The following is a 19,383-nucleotide window of genomic DNA, read 5'->3' on the forward strand; positions in this document are numbered from 1 at the left end:
CCGTTAAGACACAGATATTGTAGCCCTCGAACCATGCGCAGCGAGAACCATGTCGGCAGCACGTTCACCAATGACAACGCATGGAGCCATCGTATTGCCGACGGTTATTCGAGGCATGATCGAGGCATCCGCGATTCGAAGTTTCTCAATGCCATACACCCGAAGCTGACAGTCAACCACTGACATCGCATCGCGACCCATTTTTGCAGTGCAGGACTGATGCCAGTAGGTCACGGCAGCATTACGGATGAACTGCTCCATAGCGCGACGTTCTTTCGGGCCAGGAACGACCTCGCGCTTTACCAACCCGTTGAAGGCTTCGCTGTTGCCGATCGCCCGGCACAGGTCGATCGACGCGAGCGCCGCGGCCATATCCTCAGGGGCGCTCAGCGATTCCGGCTCAATGAGTGGAGCGTCCTGTGGGCCGGCACCAGACAGGCGCACGCGCCCTCGACTAACAGGCCTGGCCAGCCCTGCAAACATCGTCCAGCCATGTTGCGGCGGCTGAACACCGACCTCAGAGGGAGAGGGCACTGGAAACTCGAGCTGACATTGCAGCAGGTCTGGAGCGTCCAGGCGGCTGTCGCTCCTCCAGTACAGGGTGGTTTCACATCCACTACCGCCTATCAGCTGAGGTTGCCGATACTCCCAGGTACAGCCAAAAGCAATATGGTCCTGAAGATTTTGACCCAGACCTGGAAGGTGATTGATCAAGGCGATGCCATGGGCGCGCAGTTGATCCTCCGGACCAATCCCCGACTGCATGAGTACCTTTGGCGTATTTACCGCGCCCATAGATAGAATGACTTCAGCTCCAGCATGAAAGCGGTGCCGCTTGCCGTCCACTACCGCTTCAACACCGATTGCCTTTGTCCTGCTAAGCAGTACACGGGTTACCAATGCACCGGTCAGAACCGTCAAATTCGGATGCTGCAGCCGTGGCCGGATATAGGAGTCGTAAACGGATTCGCGCTTGCCCTGGTTGATGCGCAGATCGGTAATCGCGACCCCGCCCGGGCCTTCCATCATTTCTCCATTGGGGCTTTCATATCTAGGAATGCCCAGACAGCTGGCTGCTTCCAATGTCGCCCAGGCGAGGGGCTGAGGTGTGGCTGGCTGCTCAACATGCACGGGACCGCCTGAGCCGCGCCGCACTGCATCCGGACTTCCTTGCCAACTCTCAATCCTGCGATAGTAATCTAGTACTGAGCTGTAGCCCCAGGCGGGATCGCCGGACTCGGCAGCGAAATAATCCCAATCCGAGCGGTGCCCGCGCGCCCAGACCATTACATTGATGCTAGATCCACCTCCGAGCCCTTTGCCCATGCTCAGGGAAAGGCGACGATCATTGAGGTGCGAATTAGGTTGCCCCTCGAAAGCCCAGTCGCGATCCGTACCGAGGTTCATCGGCCATTGTGCCGGTTCGACAACCTCCGGTCCGGAATACGCGTTGCCTGCTTCTATCAGCAAGACGCGTGCGTTGTTATGGTCGGCAAGGCGGGCAGCAACCACGCATCCCGTCGTACCTGCACCACACACAATGAAGTCATAGCTCTGAGCATATAGAAGGTTCATGTCCGCTCCGTATCAATGTAACGAGTGAGTTCAGGAGTATCAGTGGCGTCACGAAGGGATCACTGACCGCCATCGCTTCGCACTGCTTCGAGAATTACCTTGGCTACCTCGGCGGGTTGTGACTGTTGAGGAACATGACTCGTGTGTAGCTCATTCAATTGCGCGCCGATACGCTTTGCAGTAGCGCGCTGGACGTCGGGGTGAATCATCCGGTCCTCAGTGGCCAGCAGATACCAGGACGGTTTGGTCTTCCAGGCAGAGACAGTCGTTCTATCCTCGAATGCAGATGCCTTGATGGGTCCTTGCGTTGCGGTCATCACGGCGGTCTGCGCTGCAGGGAGGTCCTGAGCGAAGTCCTTGGCCATGCCTTCTGGCGTCAGGTAAAGGAAGCCATTGCCGTCTGCCTTGATTTGACTGATACCAGGAGGCGTAGGCGCGCCCCTGCCCTGTTCGCCGCTGGTTTGTCCGGCATCCGGCGCGAATGCGGCGACATATACCAGAGCGCTGACTTTCTCGTCGCTGCCGGCCTCGGTAATCACGGTACCGCCCCATGAATGGCCAACTAGAACTACTTTTCCCTGCTGGTTATTTAAGACACGGTGTGTAGCGGCAACATCGTCGGCAAGCGAGGTGAGCGGATTTTGCACGACCGTAACGGCAATCCCTTCAGCCTGAAGCAGCGGCACGACTTTGGCCCAGTCGGATCCGTCGGCGAATGCGCCATGTACGATCACCACCGAAGGCGTTGTATCCTCCGCTTGACTAGTACTTGCGATAAACGTGCCTGTAAGGGCAAAGGCGAAGGCGGCGACTTTTGATCTGAGTGTTTTCATTGAATTGGCTCCTGTGTGGGAGCTCAAATTCTGCTGACTGGCCTGCTTTATGTGCATCGGTCATTTATCCGACCCGGGGTATTTTCAATGAATAGCGCGTTGGCACTGAACATCTCATTGAGCGGAGCACTGGGAGTAATTGCCCAGGTCGGTGACCTCAGCATGGGACAGCCACTCCGGCATTCCCGGCGCGTTGCCGAACTGGCGCGGATGCTGGCGCGGGCCAGGCACGGCGACGGTGAGCACCTGAGAGTAGCGGAACTGGTCGCCCTACTGCGCTGGTCTGGCTGTACCGCAAACGCCGAAGGGTTTGCGGATCTGTTGGGTAATGATGTAGATGGCCGCCGCGCGATGCTTGACCTTACTCTAGGCAAGGAGGAAATGAACGCGGTGCATCAGGCAGCCCCGCTTGCGGTCGTGCACTGTGAGGTATCTGGAGAAATAGCCAAAACCCTCGAACTTGGTGCCGCTGTCAAGGCAGGCCTGTGCCACGTATTCGAAACCTACGACGGGACTGGCCGGCCGCAGGGCCTGACGCATGAGCATATCCCAGAGGTCGCCTATCAAGTGGTGCTTGCTGGTGATCTGGATATTCTCAGCCGAGCCTATGGCCTTGATGCGGCGCTACGCTGGATCCATGAACAGTCGGATCGGCGCTATCCTGCTTATCTCGCATCGTTGCTCATAGGAAACGCCAGGGAATGGCTGGCGGACCTAGAGGCGTCCTCCAAACTCACTGACCATGAGCAGGCCGAACGTTACGTCTCGCTAACGCTGGTGGGAGACGTGATTGACCTGAAGCTGCCCTGGTTGGCAGGGCATTCACGACAGGTGGCGCATGTCGCCATGGAAGCTGCACGCCAGTGGGGGCTGGGTGAGCCAGCCCTTACCGAGATCGGAAAGGCAGCGCTTGTCTACAGTCTCGGTCGGGCAGCCGTTTCCAACCACCTCTGGAATACCGCGGGGGCGCTCCCATACGGCGCTGCGGAGCGGGTACACCTCGTTCCTTACTGGACGCAACAGGCGCTAAGACCTTTTAATGAATTGGCCGCGTCTGGAGAGATTGCAGCCCATGCTTATGAACGGCTCAACGGCAGTGGCTATTTTCGAGGCGTAATGGGCGATGCGCTGTGTGCCGAGCACCGACTGCTCGCCGCTTCCGTAGCCTGGGTCGCACTGAGGCAAGCCCGGCCATGGCGGCCGGCCTATAGCGAATCAGAGGCGGCGAGACTGCTCGAGCGGGATGCTGGCAGTGGCTTGTTTGACAACAATGCGTGCCAAGCGGTGATTGCGACCGCACGGGGCGAGCGGGGGATTTATAAGCCCAAGGCTTCGTTACTGACGACGCGTGAGTGTCGCATCCTCCTTGAAATCAGCCGTGGCGCCAGCAACAAGCAGGTGGCGCGGCTGCTGGCCATCAGTCCGAGCACGGTTCGCACACACGTGGAGAGCATCTTTCGCAAGCTGGAATGCTCGACCCGCGCAGCGGCTACATTGAAAGGCCTGACACTCGGTTTGATTAATTAATGTTGGTGGTGACCATAGCCCGCGGCTCTCTGTTGCAAGTGCGCCAGAGATAAACATGAATCACGCTCGTGCGTTTTGGCTGACTTGATGGGCGCGAGCGAGGGTGATGAATGCCTTAAGCGCGGCGGAGGGGTTGCGACGGTTCGGGTAGTACAGGCAGAGATTGTCTCTAGGCGGTGTCCACGCTTCCAATATCCGCTCGAACTGTCCGGTCTCGATTTCACCTAGTACGTCCTGCTCCATAAAGAATCCGAGCCCCATGCCCTCCTGCACTGTCCATTTGACGACGCTGGGCTCATCAAGCGTGAGCGGCCCGCTTACATCGAGCCTGGTTACTTCTCCATCTCGTTCGAAATGCCACGGGAAGATTGCGCCATTGGGTAGGCGGACCCGGATGCATCGATGGTTGAGCAGATCAGGCGGTGTTTGTGGCTTGCCAAATTTTTCGAAGTACGCGGGTGTACCGACTACGGCGTACCGTTGCGGCAGGCCGAGGGGGATCCCAATCATATCGCTGGGTACGAGGCTCGCGGAACGTACGCCAAAATCGAAGCCGTCAGCGACGATATCCACCAGGCGGCCTTCGGTAACGAGATCAATATGGACCTTTGGATGATGCCGCAAGAACTCTACTACCAGTGGTAGAAGTGCTGCTCGGGCAGCGCTGGCGAATGCATTGATACGCAGTGTGCCCGAAGGCCCCGCGTTGTGTGACCGTACTGCGTCGAGCGCAGCACGCAAGTCTTGCAGGGCTGGCCCCACCTGCTCCAGAAAGATCCTGCCCGCCTCAGTGACGGCCACGCTGCGTGTCGTGCGATTGAATAGCCGCGTTTCGAGACTCGCCTCCAGTTTGGCGATGGTGGCGCTCAACGCGGTGGTTGAAACATCGAGATCGATAGCGGCCTTGCGAAACGAAGCTCTGCGAGCGACCGCTAGAACAGCGTCCAACTCACTAAGCCCTAGACGAAGATCTGACATTGATTGTCCTGGATTATGGGATAGCTCATACGCTTTGTCCCAGTTGAGCAAACTATTAGTCTGGTAGCAAGATCGCTTCGAGTAATCGATTCGGGAAACAGCAAATGAACGTTCAGCTTTCCAATGTCGCTGGGACATACCTCGACATTAGCAATGACGGTAACGTATCGCAGCGCAAGAATTGCTTCTGCTCACAGATCACGGTGTCTGGCGAGAGCAAAACGCATGAACGCATCAAGGCCATCGAAGCCTGGCAATATGAGACCCAGGGGGCGGTCTCGTATCCAGTCCAACCTCTGCACGCCGTGCCTGGCGAGGGTAGGCTGACCGTCTTTGCACAGCTTACCGGCAACTTTCCTGCTAGCCCGGTCCAGCCTGGGTACATATTCCTGCTGGAGGGCGATCAAGTCTGCTCACTGGAGATCATGGCATGCTAAAACTTAATTTGAGTAACAAGCGAGTCCTCGTTACCGGCGGCACTAAAGGCATCGGGAAAGCTGTAGTCGAACTGTTCCTGGCCGAGGGTGCGAAGGTGATTACCTCGGCCCGGCAGACGGACATTGAGATGCCGAATGACCTCTTCGTCTCGGCTGATCTCTCGACCCGGGAAGGCTGTGCTGCGTTGGTCGCCGCGATCAAGCAGCGACTGGGCGGCGTAGACATCATAATTCATGTCCTGGGTGGTTCGTCGGCACCTGGCGGCGGCTTCGCTGCGCTGGACGACGAACAATGGCAACATGAACTCAATCTAAACCTGTTTCCGGCGGTGCGCCTGGATCGCGCCTTGCTCCCCGATATGCTAGAGCGAAAGGAAGGGGTTATTATTCACGTGACTTCCATCCAGAGTCAGCTTCCTCTGCCAGAGGCTACACTAGCCTACGCGGCGGCTAAGGCTGCGCTCTCGACTTACAGTAAGGGTTTATCCAAAGAGGTCTCGCCCAAGGGGGTGCGTGTCGTCCGGGTCTCGCCGGGTTGGGTTGAAACCGAAGCGTCAGTTGCGCTTGCCGAGCGACTCGCGCAGGAGGCAGGTACTGACTATGAGGGCGGCAAGCAGATCATTATGGAAGCACTAGGGGGCATCCCGCTCGGGCGTCCATCCTCCCCGTCTGAGGTTGCTGAGCTGATTGGTTTTCTGTCTTCTCCTCGAGCGGCATCCATTACCGGAAGCGAGTTTGTTATCGACGGCGGAACAGTGCCAACGGCCTAGCCGTCTTTTTCATAGTATGTGTTAAACACTCGAATCAGGGAGTAGAGTGTGTTTACTCTTGGCCCACTGCAGACGTCTGTGGAAGGTTGCAGTGGGTCGGTTGTAGTTGTTTGAAGGGCTCCCTGCAAGACACTCAAATTAATGGGCTTATGGAAGCTGCACATGCTTCATAGCAGAGGCAGATATCAGGCCGGTTGTCTCAGGAGATACTTATGTCCATGGAAATCACGCCCAGCGCCAGCCCCACACTATCCTTAACCTTGCCAACTAATCTGCAGAGTACCGAGCCGCGCTAAAACCTGAGAGGCTGAAATGTTTGCGTTCTGGCAGCAGAACCGCGAGCGCAGCTATGTCGAGGCCGGGAGGATCTTCAGCGAAAAGGAAAAGCGCAAGGGGACTTTCGGGCCTAGGCAGAAGGCTAGATCGAGGCGCTAGAGCCACAGCACACTATCTTCCATATCGCCCGGTAAAATTATGTCTATGGCATTCTCTCGAAACTCCATAGCAGCAGAGCCTATAGAAGGGCGCTCGAAGTTTTCCCTGGGTCCGTAAACGATTCGTATCTTCCTGTTCTCAACACGCATATGCCTGTCAGGCGGAGCGAGAAGGATCTTGCTACGAACAATGGGGGCCAGCTCTTTTGCGTAGCGGCGGATAGGCAGTTGAGTGTGCTGTGAAAATATCGAATAACGCCTGCTTGTCTGGAGTCATATGCACAACCACTAGTACGCGCGTCACAGTACATAAGGGTGCCATAGCATGGAGAATTGATGCGAGGCCAGTCAGATGAGTATAAAGCGATCATCCATCTCGTGGCGTCCCGTTGCCTCTAGTCAACTGCACTAAAGAGGTGAAAGCGTAGCAAATCGGTCTTCAGAAAGGGCATAGGAAGTTATCTTATTTCAGGTATATTTGGTCTACGCCTAATAAGCAGGTATTATTTTCCTACTGTATTAGCTTGGTGTTAAGAGAATTATGAAAAAGCACCTGAATGACCAACTATATGATGTTATAAGTACCAGCATTCAAGAAAAACGCATTGAAGAAGGCACATTGTTATTGGAAGGTAATCTCTCGGAGCTATTTTCTATAAGCCGTTCTCCGGTACGTCAGGCACTTAATCGTTTATGTGATGATGGACTAATTAGTACTTTTGAAGGGCGTGGATATCTAGTAGGTACACAGCCCGAAGGCGTAATACGCAAAAAGCTTCAATTAGATGTGTTTGCATCTTTGCCTAAAGAACTCTTGCCAAAAAAAACCGAGACATGGCAGCGTGTTTACAACAATATTGAGCGTGAGCTTTTGTACCATTCGCTATTTGGATCTCATCGCATCAATGAGCTTGAGTTGTCCAAGTATTATGGTATCAGCCGTACGATATCGAGTCAGGTCCTAACACGCCTTCAACTTAATGGGTTGCTGGAAAGAGACGAACGCTCGCGTTGGCAGCTATTAGAGTGGAATGAGCAAAGACTGAACAATCTGTATGAAATTCGGCGCCGACTTGAACCCTATGTGCTCATGAGAGCTGCCGAACATATCCCTGTTACCAAGATTCAACTATTTATTCGGCGACTAAGCCAGGCTATAGCTCAATATCCCAATATGGAAAGTCGTCAATTTGACGATTTAGAAAGTGATTTACACATTCGCACGCTGGGCTATTGCCCTAATCGAGAAATGTTGCAACTGCTCCAACGTACTCACTCTTTGCTGTTATCGGGAAAACATATTCTTTTGGATAAGACTCATTTTCCAGAAGAGGAGCCTTTTTTCCAAGAGCATCTTGAGATATTTAAACATCTCGAATCTAAGCAGCCTAAAAAGGCGGCTGAAAGTATGGAGGAACATCTTTGTATTGCTGAGCGCAAAGTTTCCCAGCGGTTAGCCGTTTTCAAGGAGAATAATCTAATAGCCGATGTTCCGTATTTAGAGTAATTGTCTTTATTGTTTAATGTAAAGTTTGAATGCCGTTTTAAAAAGTTCTAGAAATTTTCAAAGTCCTAGTCTAAGTAGACGCAGCCGGTAAGAGCTGCGTCCAAACAAAGAGCTAATTAAGTTACCGCGCCTATTGGCCATGGTACAAACTCATTATCACCGTAGTTATACGCTTCACTTTTAGAAAGCGAGCCTGACGCAATATCGATGATAGCCTCAAAGATTCGTTCGCCAGCTTGAGCTACAGTCTCGTGACCCTCTACGATCCCGCCACAGTTAATGTCCATATCCTCTTCCATACGCAGATACATTTCAGTATTGGTCGATAGCTTGATACACGGCGCTGGTTTGAAGCCTGAAACCGAACCGCGTCCGGTTGTAAAACAAATAATATTGGCTCCTGAAGCAATCTGACCGGTCACCGAGACAGGATCGTAACCAGGGCTGTCCATAAAGACGAAACCCTTTTCAGTAATAGGCTCGGCATATTCGTAAACCGCATTGAGTGACGTTGAGCCGCCCTTGGCGGCTGCGCCCAGAGATTTCTCCAGAATCGTAGTCAGTCCTCCAGCCTTGTTGCCAGGGGAGGGGTTATTGTTTAGCTCGGCGCCATTGATTCGGGTGTAGTGTTCCCACCACCGAAGCCGCTCAAGGAGTTTATTGGCCACCTCATGGCTAATGGCTCGTTGAATCAAAAGATGCTCGGCGCCATAGATTTCTGGCGTTTCGCTAAGGATTGCCGTACCGCCGTGGCGTACCAGCAGATCCGCGGCATAACCTAGCGCAGGGTTAGCGGTGATACCGGAATAACCATCGGAGCCACCACATTCAAGTCCTATACAAAGATGCTCGACACTCTCTGAGGTCCGCTCAAGCCGGCCAATTGAGCTCGCTATAGATTCGACCTGCTCAATGGCCTTCTCGATGCTCTTGCGTGTTCCTCCAGCATTTTGGATATTGAACACCTTAAAGTATGGAGTCTCCTCCAGACCATATTTCTTCATAAGTGACGATATCTGATTCGTTTCACACCCCAGACCGATAATCAGAACCCCCGCTAGGTTCGGGTTTCGAGCGTAGCCCCATAAGGTTCTTTCAAGAAACTTGAACCCTTCTGACTCCGTATTAACGGCGCAGCCGCCTCCATGAGTCAAAGCCACCACACCATCAATATTGTTCGCTTTGAGGTGCCCTGATTTCTCGAAATGCGCAGCTACCGCCTTAGAAACGGTTGCCGAACAATTAACCGTAGACAGAATGCCAATGTAGTTGCGTGTTCCTACAGTACCATTCGAGCGGCGAAACCCCATGAAGCGACGACGCTGTTCGGGAGGTAAAACAGGTGTACGCTCGAAAGGAGAAGGAAGCTCATCACTGGTATGACTTGCCGGCATTACCACGTTATGAGTGTGCACATGCGTGCCGACAGGAATAGCTCGGCTGGCCATACCGATCACTTGGCCATACTTAATTACATATTCGCCTTCGGCAATGTCACGTAAAGCAAGTTTATGTCCGCTTGGAATGTCCTCTCCTGTACTGATCCCTATTTCGGTAACCAGCGTGCCTTGAGCGATGGGTTTGCGTGCTACGGCCACTGAATCCTGGTCGTTAAGAACGACAACGGACTGCGGTTTGGTAATCAGCTGCATGATGAGGTCTCGGTTTCTTGTTGTAGGTGAGAGTCATGATCATGGCAAAAATGAACATTGCATGCAATGTTTGTTGATGCTAGTGTCTTTTTCAGATCGCACGCTCACATCGTCACAAAAATAAGAACCGAGGTCTGATCCCATGTCGTACGCAGTCGTTTCGTATTTTCCTTGTATTCGTGGGCAGAGCGGATTTCTCTGTACTGCCTCACCATGCGCTTTCTCCGTATCTGTCATTCATCCGCTTAAGGATCTAACTACCTTCTTAGAACGCTATCTAGGAGAGCAGCTATGATCCGTAAGCTCGTAGCTGGTTATTTCCATCTGCTCAAAGTGATCGCTGTTATCAGCCTGGTTTTAATGGTCGTTCTGGTATTCGGTAATGTAGTGCTGCGTTACGGCTTCAATCAGGGCATTACAGTGTCTGAAGAGCTGTCGCGTTGGGCCTTTGTATGGCTGACCTTTATTGGCGCGCTAGTCGTGCTACGTGACCGGGGCCATATGGGTGTAGACATTGCTCTAAAACATATGCCCCGGTGGGGAGAACGGATCAGCCTGATTATTAGCCAGCTGCTAATGCTGGCCTGCTCGCTTCTCTTTTTAAGAGGCAGTTGGTTACAGACAGACATTAACTGGAATTTTCCTTCGCCAGTAACCGGGCTTTCGATGGGATGGTTTTATGGTGTAGGCATCGTCTTCGGCCTATCCGCCAGCTTCATTCATCTCTATGAAATATTCCTACTGATTATGAGCAAGGATATCCGGCAGCCTGACTCCAGCAAGCTGGAAGCACATCTTTAATAACATCGTTATCACGAGACGCCGTATCGGCAGGCCGACGGCTGCTCGACAATAATAAAGCGGAGTCAGTAATGGTCATTATTGCCATATTCGTTTGTTCGCTTCTGGGTTCCATGATTATTGGTGTACCCATTGCGTACTCGCTCATCATTTGCGGTATCGGAATGATGTACTACCTGGATCTTTTCGATGCCCAGATTATTGCTCAGAACCTAATCAATGGCGCCGACAGCTTTCCACTGATGGCCGTGCCGTTTTTTATGTTGGCCGGTGAGTTGATGAATTCTGGCGGCCTGTCCAAACGAATCGTCAATATGGCAATAGCCTTGGTCGGCCATATCAAGGGCGGCCTTGGGTACGTCACTATCTTAGCTGCATGCTTGTTGGCAAGCCTATCTGGCTCGGCTGCAGCCGATGCTGCCGCATTGGCGGCCCTGTTAGTTCCAATGATGGTCAAGGTGGGGCATAACAAGGGGACTGCTGTAGGCTTGGTTGCATCCGCTGGAATCATTGCACCTGTCATTCCGCCTTCGATAGGCCTGATTCTGTTTGGCGTAGCGGGTAATGTATCGATAACCAAGCTTTTTCTGGCAGGCATCGTTCCCGGCTTAATGATGGGTGTATCGCTCTGTATTGCCTGGTATCTGGTTTCCCGCCGGGAGGTCATCGAGACCACGCCAAGGGCCTCGTCCAAAGAGGTATTCAAGGCATTTTATGAGGGTATCTGGGCACTGATATTGCCCATCATCATTCTTGTTGGCTTGAAGTTCGGAATATTCACGCCTACCGAGGCGGGCGTAATAGCAGCCGTTTATGCATTGCTGGTTTCACTGTTTGTCTACCGTGAGCTAAAGATTCAAGACCTTTATGGCGTACTGCTTTCAGCAGTTACCACGACAGCCATGGTCATGTTTCTTGTAGCGTCGGCGCTGGTTGCCGCGTGGGTGATCACTGTGGCTGATCTGCCCAGCGAAGTGATTGCACTGCTTGAGCCGCTTATGGATAGCCCGCGCCTGCTCATGCTGCTAATCGTCGTGATTGTCATCCTGATCGGCATGGCTATGGACATGTCTCCTATCATTCTGATTCTGGCTCCTGTCATGTTGCCAGTCGCAGTTGAAGCGGGCATTGATCCTGTGTACTTCGGCGTAATTTTCGTGATGACCTGCGCCATCGGCCTGATCACACCGCCTGTTGGGCTGGTGCTGAATGTGGTTGCCGGCGTGTCGAAAATCGATTTCGTTGCCACTGTCAGAGGGACGCTGCCTTTCCTGCTTGCAGAGTTGCTGATCGTCGGACTGCTGCTCCTGTTCCCTGATCTTCTGATCGTGCCTGCCGCCTGGATGAGCTCCTGATGGCTACCTTCACCGAAAACGGGCGCCCATAGAAATAAATGGCTCTTAATGAGCAACATCTAAAAAACCGCAAAGACAACAATGACAAAAAAGAGGAAAACACCATGGGAATTATTCCAAAAGCACTGACGGCACTGCTGTGTTCTGCCTTGCTATTTTCAACGACCAGTCATGCAGAAGATATTAATCGGCATAATTTCAAGATTGCTTTCGTCCAAGCAAAGAACCATCCGCATGGCTTAGGCGCTCAGAAATTCGCCGATCTGGTCAAGGAAAAGAGCGATGGCAAGATGAAAGTGATGGTGTTTGCCAGCGGTACGCTTGGGGGCGACACTCAGGTTATTTCTTCTCTGCAGGGTGGCACAGTGGATATGACGCTGGTTACTCCTGGTTTACTCACAGGCATTGAGAAGGGATTTGGTCTTTATGGTATGCCGTTTCTGTTCCAAAACTCTAAAGAAGTTGATGCTGTTCTAGATGGCCCTGTTGGAAAGAAGTTATTGGATAGCCTCCCTCCGCATGGGTTGATTGGCTTGGGGTATTGGGACCATGGTTTCCGGCATGTATCCAACAGCAAGCGTCCTATTACCAAGCTTGAGGATCTTCAGGGATTGAAGATCCGTGTACAGCAGATCCCGACGGCTATCGGAACCTTCAAGACCTTAGGGGCCAATCCCGTACCTATGTCATTTACCGAGCTATACACGGCGATGGAGACCGGTACGGTCGATGGCCAGGAAAATCCCTTGGCTGCGGTTGAGACATCCAAGTTTTATGAAGTACAGAAGTACGAGTCATTAACGGGGCATTTCTATGATCCGCTGGTTGCGATTTTCAGTAAAAAGACTTGGGACAAACTGAACGACAGCGAGCGCAAGATTGTTCGAGACTCAGCGACCGAAGCTCAGGCTTACGAGCGTAAAGTTTCTCGGGAAATGGATATAACCGCTCGTAAGGCGCTAGCTGATGCCGGAATGCAAATCAATGAGTTAGCCCCAGCAGAAATTCAGCGTATGCGGGACCACCTCAAGCCTGCTACGGAGAAATTCACTCAGGACTATGGCCCAGAATTGGTCGGCGAAGTCATGGCTGAAATCCAGAAGGTACGTGGCGCCCAGTAAGGCAGGCAGGTCGCCTGCCTGTGAACAGGAAGCGACCGGTTTCGATTCTAGGAAAGGTCCATCGAGGAGACTTCGAATGTCTGAAATGAATGTGGGCTTCATTGGGCTTGGTCTGATGGGGCATGCCATGGCAACCAATATTCTCAAAAAAGGTTTTAGCCTGGCCGTGATTGCCAATCGCAATCGCCAGCCTATCGATGACTTGGTCGGCAAAGGTGCCAAGGAGGCAACGTGTGCCGCTGAGTTGGCTAAGCAGGTCGATGTGGTTCTGCTGTGCCTACCTGGCTCTCATGAGGTGAGACAGGCTTTTGGGGGTGAGAAGGGGCTACTGGCAGGGTTGCGCCCAGGGCAGATTGTGGTTGACTGCAGCACAGGTGACCCGGCCATTACGCCGGAGCTGGCCCAGGCGGTGACGGAAAAAAATGCTCATTATCTGGATACGCCGGTTAACCGCACGCCAAAGGAGGCCGTAGAAGGGCGTCTGAACGTTTTGGTCGGAGGAGAGGCTGACGTATTGGAAAAAGTCCGACCGATACTGCAGTGCTTTTCCGAGACCATTCATTACTTGGGCCCGGTAGGGTCAGGCCACAAGGCCAAGGTGATTCACAATTTTATTGCCCAGGGGAACGCTGCGATCCTGGCAGAAGCGTTCTGTGCCGCTGCGAAGAATAGTATCGATTTGTCTGCTTTTGCCGACATTTGTAGCCTTAGTGGTGGCTACAGCCGGACCTTTGAGCGAATTATTCCTTTCGTGTTGCGTGGGGATGACTCCGGGCAGAAGTTTGCCATTGCCAATTGCGAAAAAGACATGCGTTATTACACCCAGTTGGCCAAGGCAACACCGTCTACAGGGATTGTCGCCGAGTCGGTCTACCAGACTTTCCTGCTTGCCAAAAGCCTAGGGCATGGCGACAAATATGTACCTCATCTCTTCGATGTATTGGGCGAAATCAATGGGACGCGGGTTCGGGCACGCCAGGAGGGCGAATCATGAAACTGCTACGTTATGGGCTTGCCGGACAAGAGAAGCCCGGCCTGCTGGACGCGAGCGGGGTGATTCGTGATCTATCCGCCATCGTTGCCGATATTGATAGCGCAACGCTGTCCATGGAGCGTCTTACGGAGTTGGCCACACTGGATCATACCAGTCTGCCTTCTGTTTCAGGCAATGTCCGGCTTGGGCCACCTGTAGCCTCCATCGGAAAGATTGTCTGTGTGGGATTGAACTATGCCGATCATGCCAGAGAGTCCGGCTTGCCTGTGCCCTCTGAGCCCGTGCTGTTTATGAAGGCAACCAGTGCCGTCGTGGGGCCTAACGATACGGTGATTCTTCCTCGTGGCTCGACCAAAACGGACTGGGAAGTGGAGTTGGGTATCGTCATTGGACGTCGAGCACAGTATGTCGAGCGTGACCAGGCTTTGCGACATGTCGCAGGCTACTGCATCGTGAATGACGTGTCCGAGCGTTCGTTCCAGCTTGAGCGTGGCGGGCAATGGGATAAGGGAAAAAGTGCCGACACCTTTGCGCCTATCGGCCCGTGGTTAGTAACGCCTGATGAAATCAGTGACATAAGCAACCTGGAGCTACGTCTGGCAGTAAATGGCGAGGTGCGCCAGCAGGGTAATACCCGCACCATGGTTTTCGGAGTCGATGAGATCGTTAGCTATATAAGCCAATTCATGACGCTTAATCCTGGCGATGTGATTTGTACCGGTACGCCACCGGGCGTAGGCGCCGGTATGAATCCACCTCAATTTCTCAAGGCCGGTGACTGCATGACCTTGAGTATTTCAGGGTTAGGTGAGCAACGTCAGGACGTAAAGGCCTGGCAGGGCTGATCCCATTATCAGCGCTCACCTTCTGGTTTTCGACAGTTGCCTGCGGGCGACTGTCCTCTCGAATGACGGGTCAATACATGAAAAGGCGACTCTATTCTGGTCGTGACTATCTGCGTGCGCAGAATATTGAAGAGTTGCGGGAAGTTGCTCGGCGTCGACTCCCCAATTTTTCCTTCGAGTACGTAGAGGGCGGCTCCGATGATGAATTTACGCTTAAGCGTAACCGAAGCATTTTTGAAAGCATCACGTTGCAACCGAGAACACTTCGCAACGTTAGTACACGCAACCTGTCGCGCTCATTCTTTGGCAAACCTTCAGCTTTGCCATTTTTGATTGGGCCTACGGGTTTCAACGGTTTGCTCACAGATAAAGGGGATCTTCGGTTGGCCGAAGCGGCAACTCAAGCGGGTATTCCTTTTGTGTTAAGTAATGCCTCGACCACGTCCATTGAAGATATTTCCCGGATCGAAGGCGTGCGTGCTTGGATGCAGATCTATTTGTATCGTACCCGGGATCATGTGGCCAAACTGGTGGAGCGAGTAAAAGCACTGAATCTGGAGGCGATTGTCGTTACTACTGATAGTGCGATTTTCGGAAACCGTGAGTGGGATCGCCGAAACTATATACGTCCTCTCAAGCTCAACTGGCGTAACCAGCTAGACGTGGCGATGCATCCCGAGTGGGTCTGGGATGTGTTAGTGCCTCGTGGCGTGCCACGCTTCAAGAACCTGGGTGACCTTTTGCCGCCTGGAAGGGACTCAGTAAAAGGTGCTGCCAGCGCCTTGGCTGCTGAGCTTGATCCTAGCCTGAATTGGCAGGATATCGCTTGGCTTCGAGACATGTGGAAAGGTCGGCTGATCATCAAGGGGATTATCCACCCGGCTGATGTCGAGTTGGCCCTTCAATACGGTGTAGATGGCATCGTTCTGTCAAATCATGGCGGCCGTCAACTCGACGGTTCGGTATCAGCCATGGAGACATTGCCGGAGGTAGCACGTATTGCAAAGGGAAAGCTTGAAATCTTTCTCGATGGTGGCTTTCGCCGGGGTAGCGATATCGTGAAGGCTTTACTGCTAGGCGCCGATGGCGTGTTGATCGGACGGGCAGGGCTTTATGGACTGGCAGCAGGCAAGGGGCCTGGGGCTTGTCGTGCCATCGACATCTTGCGAACCGAGGTCGAGCGTACGCTGGGGTTGCTAGGTTGTAGCAGTCTTGATGAACTCAGCGCCGACCTTATTCATGATCCAAAATGGCGAGCGGCTGCCGACGCTATACCGCTCAAGTCCTTTGCCTCTAAACGTGCTGTATTAACGTAACTGTCTTGTGCGACAGGCCTTACGGGTTATCCCGTCAGGCCTGTCTGTTAGGCGAGATGTTAAATCCTTGTTACCTGGTAGCTTAGCGGGCTGATCATAAGACTTACCACGTCAAGGAGTTAAAAGGGGCTACTCAGTCCGCCTTCCTGTGCTGCTGCGCGAACAGCATCCAGTACGTCAGTAGGCAATGGGATTCCTTCTTCCAGATAACGCCTGCGCCGAGCGAGGCCAGCATGCCCTGGCATGCGTACTGACTGACCTTGTATCCTGGGTCGGCTGTTCTGACAGCGTTCAACAAAGTGGTTCATTTCTGCTTTAAAGGCGGCAAGCCCGCCAAAGAACTCGGGGTCCAGCGTCATCACATACACGGCTGCGCCCCACTGACTAACCCCGTCTTTCCGGCCAAAGCCTCCAAGGCCTGACGTCAAGGCTTCGACCATGATGCCCAGGGCAAAGCCTTTATGGCCAAACTCGAGCCCGCCCAGCGGAAGGATGCTGCCAGGAGGGTTGGTAAAAAAATCCTCGGGGTTTCGAGACGGTTGGCCTTGATTATCCAACAGGGCCTCATGTTGCAGTTGGCCACCCTCTTGCCGGGTCCTGTTTACCAATCCGTTCGTAATCGTCGACATGCTGACATCGATTAGAATGGGCTCACCCTCATTGGGAATGCCAATCGCTAAAGGGTTCGGCGTATAAACAGGGTCTAGTCCTCCATAAGGGGCTACTGACGCGACCGCAGGATCAGAAGACAAAACAATAGGCACCAGTCCTTGCTCGGTAACAGGTTGAAGGTATGCGGCCAAACAGGCGATATGATGCGAGCGTCGAATGTTAGCGACACCTACGCCGTACTGGCGTGCAGCGTGGGTAGTAGCGTCCAGAGCCTGGCTAACCACATAAGGGCCTAACAGATAATCGGCATCGTATAGCGTACAGACCGGCGACTGCTTGACCACTTCCAGCCGCTGCGCATCGACCTTGGCATGTCCTGCACGAATATCCTTGAGATAGCCCTGGGCGAGTTTAACTCCATGAGTATGGTGGCCGAGCAGATCGCCTTCTACTAATACACGGGCTACTGTACTGGCCACCACGTCAGAGGCGCCGGCCTTTTCAAACAATTGATGAATCAGGGTTTCCAGCTCGATGGCATTAACAACGATCATTCAATGGCCTCCTTGAGCGGACTGTAGCGCGGATGCCGCCCGGCGTTTCAGCCACAGTTTGGATATCAATGGGTACAGCACGATCAGCAAGACCAAAGCGCCCAACGAGGCGCTGATAGGCCGCTGGAAAAAAGCCATCAAGTCTCCATTAGCCTTGAGAATAGACGTCAGAAAATTGGTTTCGAGAATATTGCCAAGTACCAGGCCTAGAATTGCAGGAGCAGTGGGGAAGTCTGCCGTACTGAGTACATAGGCTGCGATTCCACAGGCCAGCATGATCCAGACGTCGGTCAGGGTGTTATTGATAGCGAAGGCACCGACAATGCAGAAGCAGAGAATAATCGGCATTAGTAACTTGGCTGGTGTGATGGCAAAAATATGGGCTCCGTGAATAGCCAGATATCCAACCGGAATCAGGATCAGGTTAGCCACAAAGAACGCTATAAACAGCCCATAGGCCATGCTGCTGTTGTCCATGAAAATGGTAGGTCCAGGGTTCATGCCTTTCATATAGAGCACGCCGATCACGATAGCGGTGATCGAATCGCCAGGGATTCCGAATACCAGCGCAGGCACCCAAGCACCACAGATACCAGCATTGTTTGCTGAGCTGGCATCAACGATACCTTCCATGTGTCCCGTGCCATACAGCTCTGGCGTTTTGGAGCGCTTCTTGCTGATGGCATAGGAAATCCAGGCAGCAATATCAGCTCCCGCTCCGGGGAGCGCTCCAATCAGAACGCCTAATGTGCTGCCGCGAGCAGCATTACGCCAATAGCGTTTCAAATGACCGGGTACTGCGCCAAATACGGTACCTTGCTGTGGAATGGAAAGAGATGAGCCCTTTGTAGAGATCACTTCCTTTGAAGCATAAAGCTTCATGACCTCGTTCAGCGCGAAGAAGCCAATCATGACAGGAATAAAGTTGATGCCTGCCATAAGGTCGGGTATGTCGAAGGTAAAGCGCGGCGTACCGGTTACCATATCTAGCCCAACGGTACCCAGCAGCAAGCCGACCATCAGAGAAAGAAAACCTTTGACTGGCGAACCCTGGGAGATGAAAACGGCGCTGCTCAAGCCGAGTACGGCTAGCCAAAAATACTCAAACGAACTGAAGTTCAGTGCGAATTCAGCGAGAGAGGGTGCTACAAGGATGAGAACAATAGTGCCGGCTAAGCCCCCGATTACAGAACAGATCAGGTTCGTACCTAGACACTCACGGGCGCGCCCTTGGCGACCGAGTTTGCTGGCATCGCCTACGTAGGCGGCAGAGGCGGGTGTACCGGGAATGTTGAGGTAGGCTCCAGGAATATCGCCCGCAAAGATAGCCATTGCTGCCGTAGTAATGATTGCGGCGATAGCCGATGTGGCATCCATGTAAAACGTGATAGGTACGAGTAGCGCCACTGCCATCGTCGCGGAGAGCCCAGGAACCGCACCGACAAAGACACCAAACAGAGCTGCCAGAAGAATGACCAGTAGGGTTTGGAAATTGAAGACCAATAAAAAACCTTCAAGAAGTTCAGACATGGCAAATTCCTTATATTCCCAAAGGTCCCTTTGGTAAGGGTACGGAAAGCAGATAGGTAAAGGCCACGCTAATTAAGAGCGAGAATCCTATGGCTATCAGTAACGCCGTTAGTACCCTTGTGCCACGAAGGCAGAACAGGATGAACATGGCGATCATCAAGTACAGCGTTGAGCCTACGGTCTCACTGAGCAGTATGTAACCTACTACCATGACACAGGGTATTAATGGTGTCAGTCCCTGCAGAGAGGGGCGAGCAAAACGGAGAGAGCCACCTTCTGCGGCGCCACTTTTAATAACTTGGCGTGCTGCGCCTGCTGCGAGGAACAGACCGGCAAGGATTAAGCCGATACCGATTAGCGAGGGGAACAGACCGGCACCATACTTCAGGCCGCTAATAGACGGAAAATCCTGAGCCATGAACAGAACGACGATTCCTAAAGCTGCGAAAAACAGGCCGATAACCAGATCTTTCATACGAAGGCCCTTCCGGTTGTGCATATAAAAACTGGCTGCGCCAAAATTGATCTACTTTGAGGCAGAC

The 19,383-nt window shown here is 53.0% G+C and carries 18 protein-coding genes; 10 read left to right on the plus strand and 8 right to left on the minus strand.

What is annotated here, in order from left to right; all coding sequences use genetic code 11:
• Positions 1–3: 3 nt before the first annotated feature.
• Both JQR90_RS21470 and JQR90_RS21475 read right to left on the minus strand, forming a co-directional pair.
• Entirely contained in the window at positions 4–1,575 is a 1,572-nt protein-coding gene (locus JQR90_RS21470) for a GMC family oxidoreductase (RefSeq protein WP_073450462.1), read from the minus strand.
• A gap of 59 nt (positions 1,576–1,634) precedes the next feature.
• Positions 1,635–2,408, minus strand: a complete 774-nt coding sequence (locus JQR90_RS21475) for an alpha/beta hydrolase (RefSeq protein WP_073450463.1) — start codon at positions 2,406–2,408, stop codon at positions 1,635–1,637.
• Positions 2,409–2,495: 87 nt separating this feature from the next.
• Here JQR90_RS21475 and JQR90_RS21480 point away from each other — a divergent pair, with 87 nt between their 5' ends.
• Positions 2,496–3,935 (plus strand): HD domain-containing phosphohydrolase, encoded by a 1,440-nt coding sequence (locus tag JQR90_RS21480; protein WP_073450464.1) that lies wholly within the window; start codon positions 2,496–2,498, stop codon positions 3,933–3,935.
• 60 nt (positions 3,936–3,995) lie between these two features.
• On the opposite strand, the gene JQR90_RS21485 is transcribed toward JQR90_RS21480, so the two are convergent.
• On the minus strand, positions 3,996–4,913 hold the full coding sequence (locus tag JQR90_RS21485) for a LysR substrate-binding domain-containing protein (protein WP_073450465.1): 918 nt from the start codon (positions 4,911–4,913) through the stop codon (positions 3,996–3,998).
• A 104-nt stretch (positions 4,914–5,017) separates the two neighbouring features.
• On the opposite strand from JQR90_RS21485, the gene JQR90_RS21490 reads away from it, so the two are divergent.
• Together JQR90_RS21490 and JQR90_RS21495 are read left to right on the plus strand one after the other, a co-directional pair.
• Positions 5,018–5,350, plus strand: a complete 333-nt coding sequence (locus JQR90_RS21490) for a polyketide cyclase (RefSeq protein ID WP_073450466.1) — start codon at positions 5,018–5,020, stop codon at positions 5,348–5,350.
• The gene (locus JQR90_RS21495) at positions 5,344–6,120 is read left to right on the plus strand and encodes an SDR family oxidoreductase (RefSeq protein WP_073450467.1); all 777 of its coding nucleotides are present in this window, start codon (positions 5,344–5,346) and stop codon (positions 6,118–6,120) included. The genes JQR90_RS21490 and JQR90_RS21495 overlap by 7 nt, the downstream gene beginning before the upstream one ends.
• Positions 6,121–6,551: 431 nt before the next feature.
• Here the strand turns inward: JQR90_RS21495 and JQR90_RS21500 are convergent, their stop codons facing one another.
• A complete protein-coding gene (locus JQR90_RS21500) occupies positions 6,552–6,803 on the minus strand; it encodes a chemotaxis protein CheB (RefSeq protein ID WP_083603181.1) in 252 nt (83 codons plus the stop codon).
• A gap of 292 nt (positions 6,804–7,095) precedes the next feature.
• Here JQR90_RS21500 and JQR90_RS21505 point away from each other — a divergent pair, with 292 nt between their 5' ends.
• A complete protein-coding gene (locus JQR90_RS21505) occupies positions 7,096–8,061 on the plus strand; it encodes a GntR family transcriptional regulator (RefSeq protein WP_181591866.1) in 966 nt (321 codons plus the stop codon).
• A 116-nt stretch (positions 8,062–8,177) separates the two neighbouring features.
• Here JQR90_RS21505 and JQR90_RS21510 read toward each other — a convergent pair whose 3' ends face one another.
• Entirely contained in the window at positions 8,178–9,713 is a 1,536-nt protein-coding gene (locus tag JQR90_RS21510; protein WP_073450469.1) for a UxaA family hydrolase, read from the minus strand.
• A gap of 291 nt (positions 9,714–10,004) precedes the next feature.
• Between JQR90_RS21510 and JQR90_RS21515 the strand changes: the two genes are divergently transcribed.
• From JQR90_RS21515 to JQR90_RS21540, 6 genes are all read left to right on the plus strand, one after another.
• The gene (locus JQR90_RS21515) at positions 10,005–10,514 is read left to right on the plus strand and encodes a TRAP transporter small permease (protein ID WP_230382270.1); all 510 of its coding nucleotides are present in this window, start codon (positions 10,005–10,007) and stop codon (positions 10,512–10,514) included.
• A 71-nt stretch (positions 10,515–10,585) separates the two neighbouring features.
• Positions 10,586–11,869, plus strand: a complete 1,284-nt coding sequence (locus tag JQR90_RS21520) for a TRAP transporter large permease subunit (protein ID WP_073450470.1) — start codon at positions 10,586–10,588, stop codon at positions 11,867–11,869.
• A 104-nt stretch (positions 11,870–11,973) separates the two neighbouring features.
• Entirely contained in the window at positions 11,974–12,990 is a 1,017-nt protein-coding gene (locus JQR90_RS21525; protein WP_434141139.1) for a TRAP transporter substrate-binding protein, read from the plus strand.
• A complete protein-coding gene (locus JQR90_RS21530; RefSeq protein WP_083603183.1) occupies positions 12,929–13,984 on the plus strand; it encodes an NAD(P)-dependent oxidoreductase in 1,056 nt (351 codons plus the stop codon). The genes JQR90_RS21525 and JQR90_RS21530 overlap by 62 nt, the downstream gene beginning before the upstream one ends.
• On the plus strand, positions 13,981–14,829 hold the full coding sequence (locus tag JQR90_RS21535; RefSeq protein WP_073450472.1) for a fumarylacetoacetate hydrolase family protein: 849 nt from the start codon (positions 13,981–13,983) through the stop codon (positions 14,827–14,829). The genes JQR90_RS21530 and JQR90_RS21535 overlap by 4 nt, the downstream gene beginning before the upstream one ends.
• Before the next feature lie 77 nt (positions 14,830–14,906).
• Positions 14,907–16,145 (plus strand): alpha-hydroxy acid oxidase, encoded by a 1,239-nt coding sequence (locus tag JQR90_RS21540; protein WP_434141106.1) that lies wholly within the window; start codon positions 14,907–14,909, stop codon positions 16,143–16,145.
• A gap of 119 nt (positions 16,146–16,264) precedes the next feature.
• Here JQR90_RS21540 and JQR90_RS21545 read toward each other — a convergent pair whose 3' ends face one another.
• The 3 genes from JQR90_RS21545 to JQR90_RS21555 are packed head-to-tail and all read right to left on the minus strand — an operon-like array spanning position 16,265 to position 19,316.
• Entirely contained in the window at positions 16,265–17,311 is a 1,047-nt protein-coding gene (locus JQR90_RS21545) for an Ldh family oxidoreductase (protein WP_073450474.1), read from the minus strand.
• On the minus strand, positions 17,312–18,841 hold the full coding sequence (locus JQR90_RS21550; protein WP_073450475.1) for a tripartite tricarboxylate transporter permease: 1,530 nt from the start codon (positions 18,839–18,841) through the stop codon (positions 17,312–17,314).
• A 10-nt stretch (positions 18,842–18,851) separates the two neighbouring features.
• Positions 18,852–19,316 carry a tripartite tricarboxylate transporter TctB family protein gene (locus JQR90_RS21555; protein ID WP_073450476.1) on the minus strand — a complete coding sequence of 155 codons (465 nt, stop codon included), beginning with the start codon at positions 19,314–19,316 and terminating at the stop codon, positions 18,852–18,854.
• Between the last annotated feature and the right edge of the window lie 67 nt (positions 19,317–19,383).

Source organism: Pseudomonas sp. JZ114 (assembly GCF_051027705.1).
GTDB classification, from domain to species: domain Bacteria; phylum Pseudomonadota; class Gammaproteobacteria; order Pseudomonadales; family Pseudomonadaceae; genus Chryseomonas; species Chryseomonas luteola.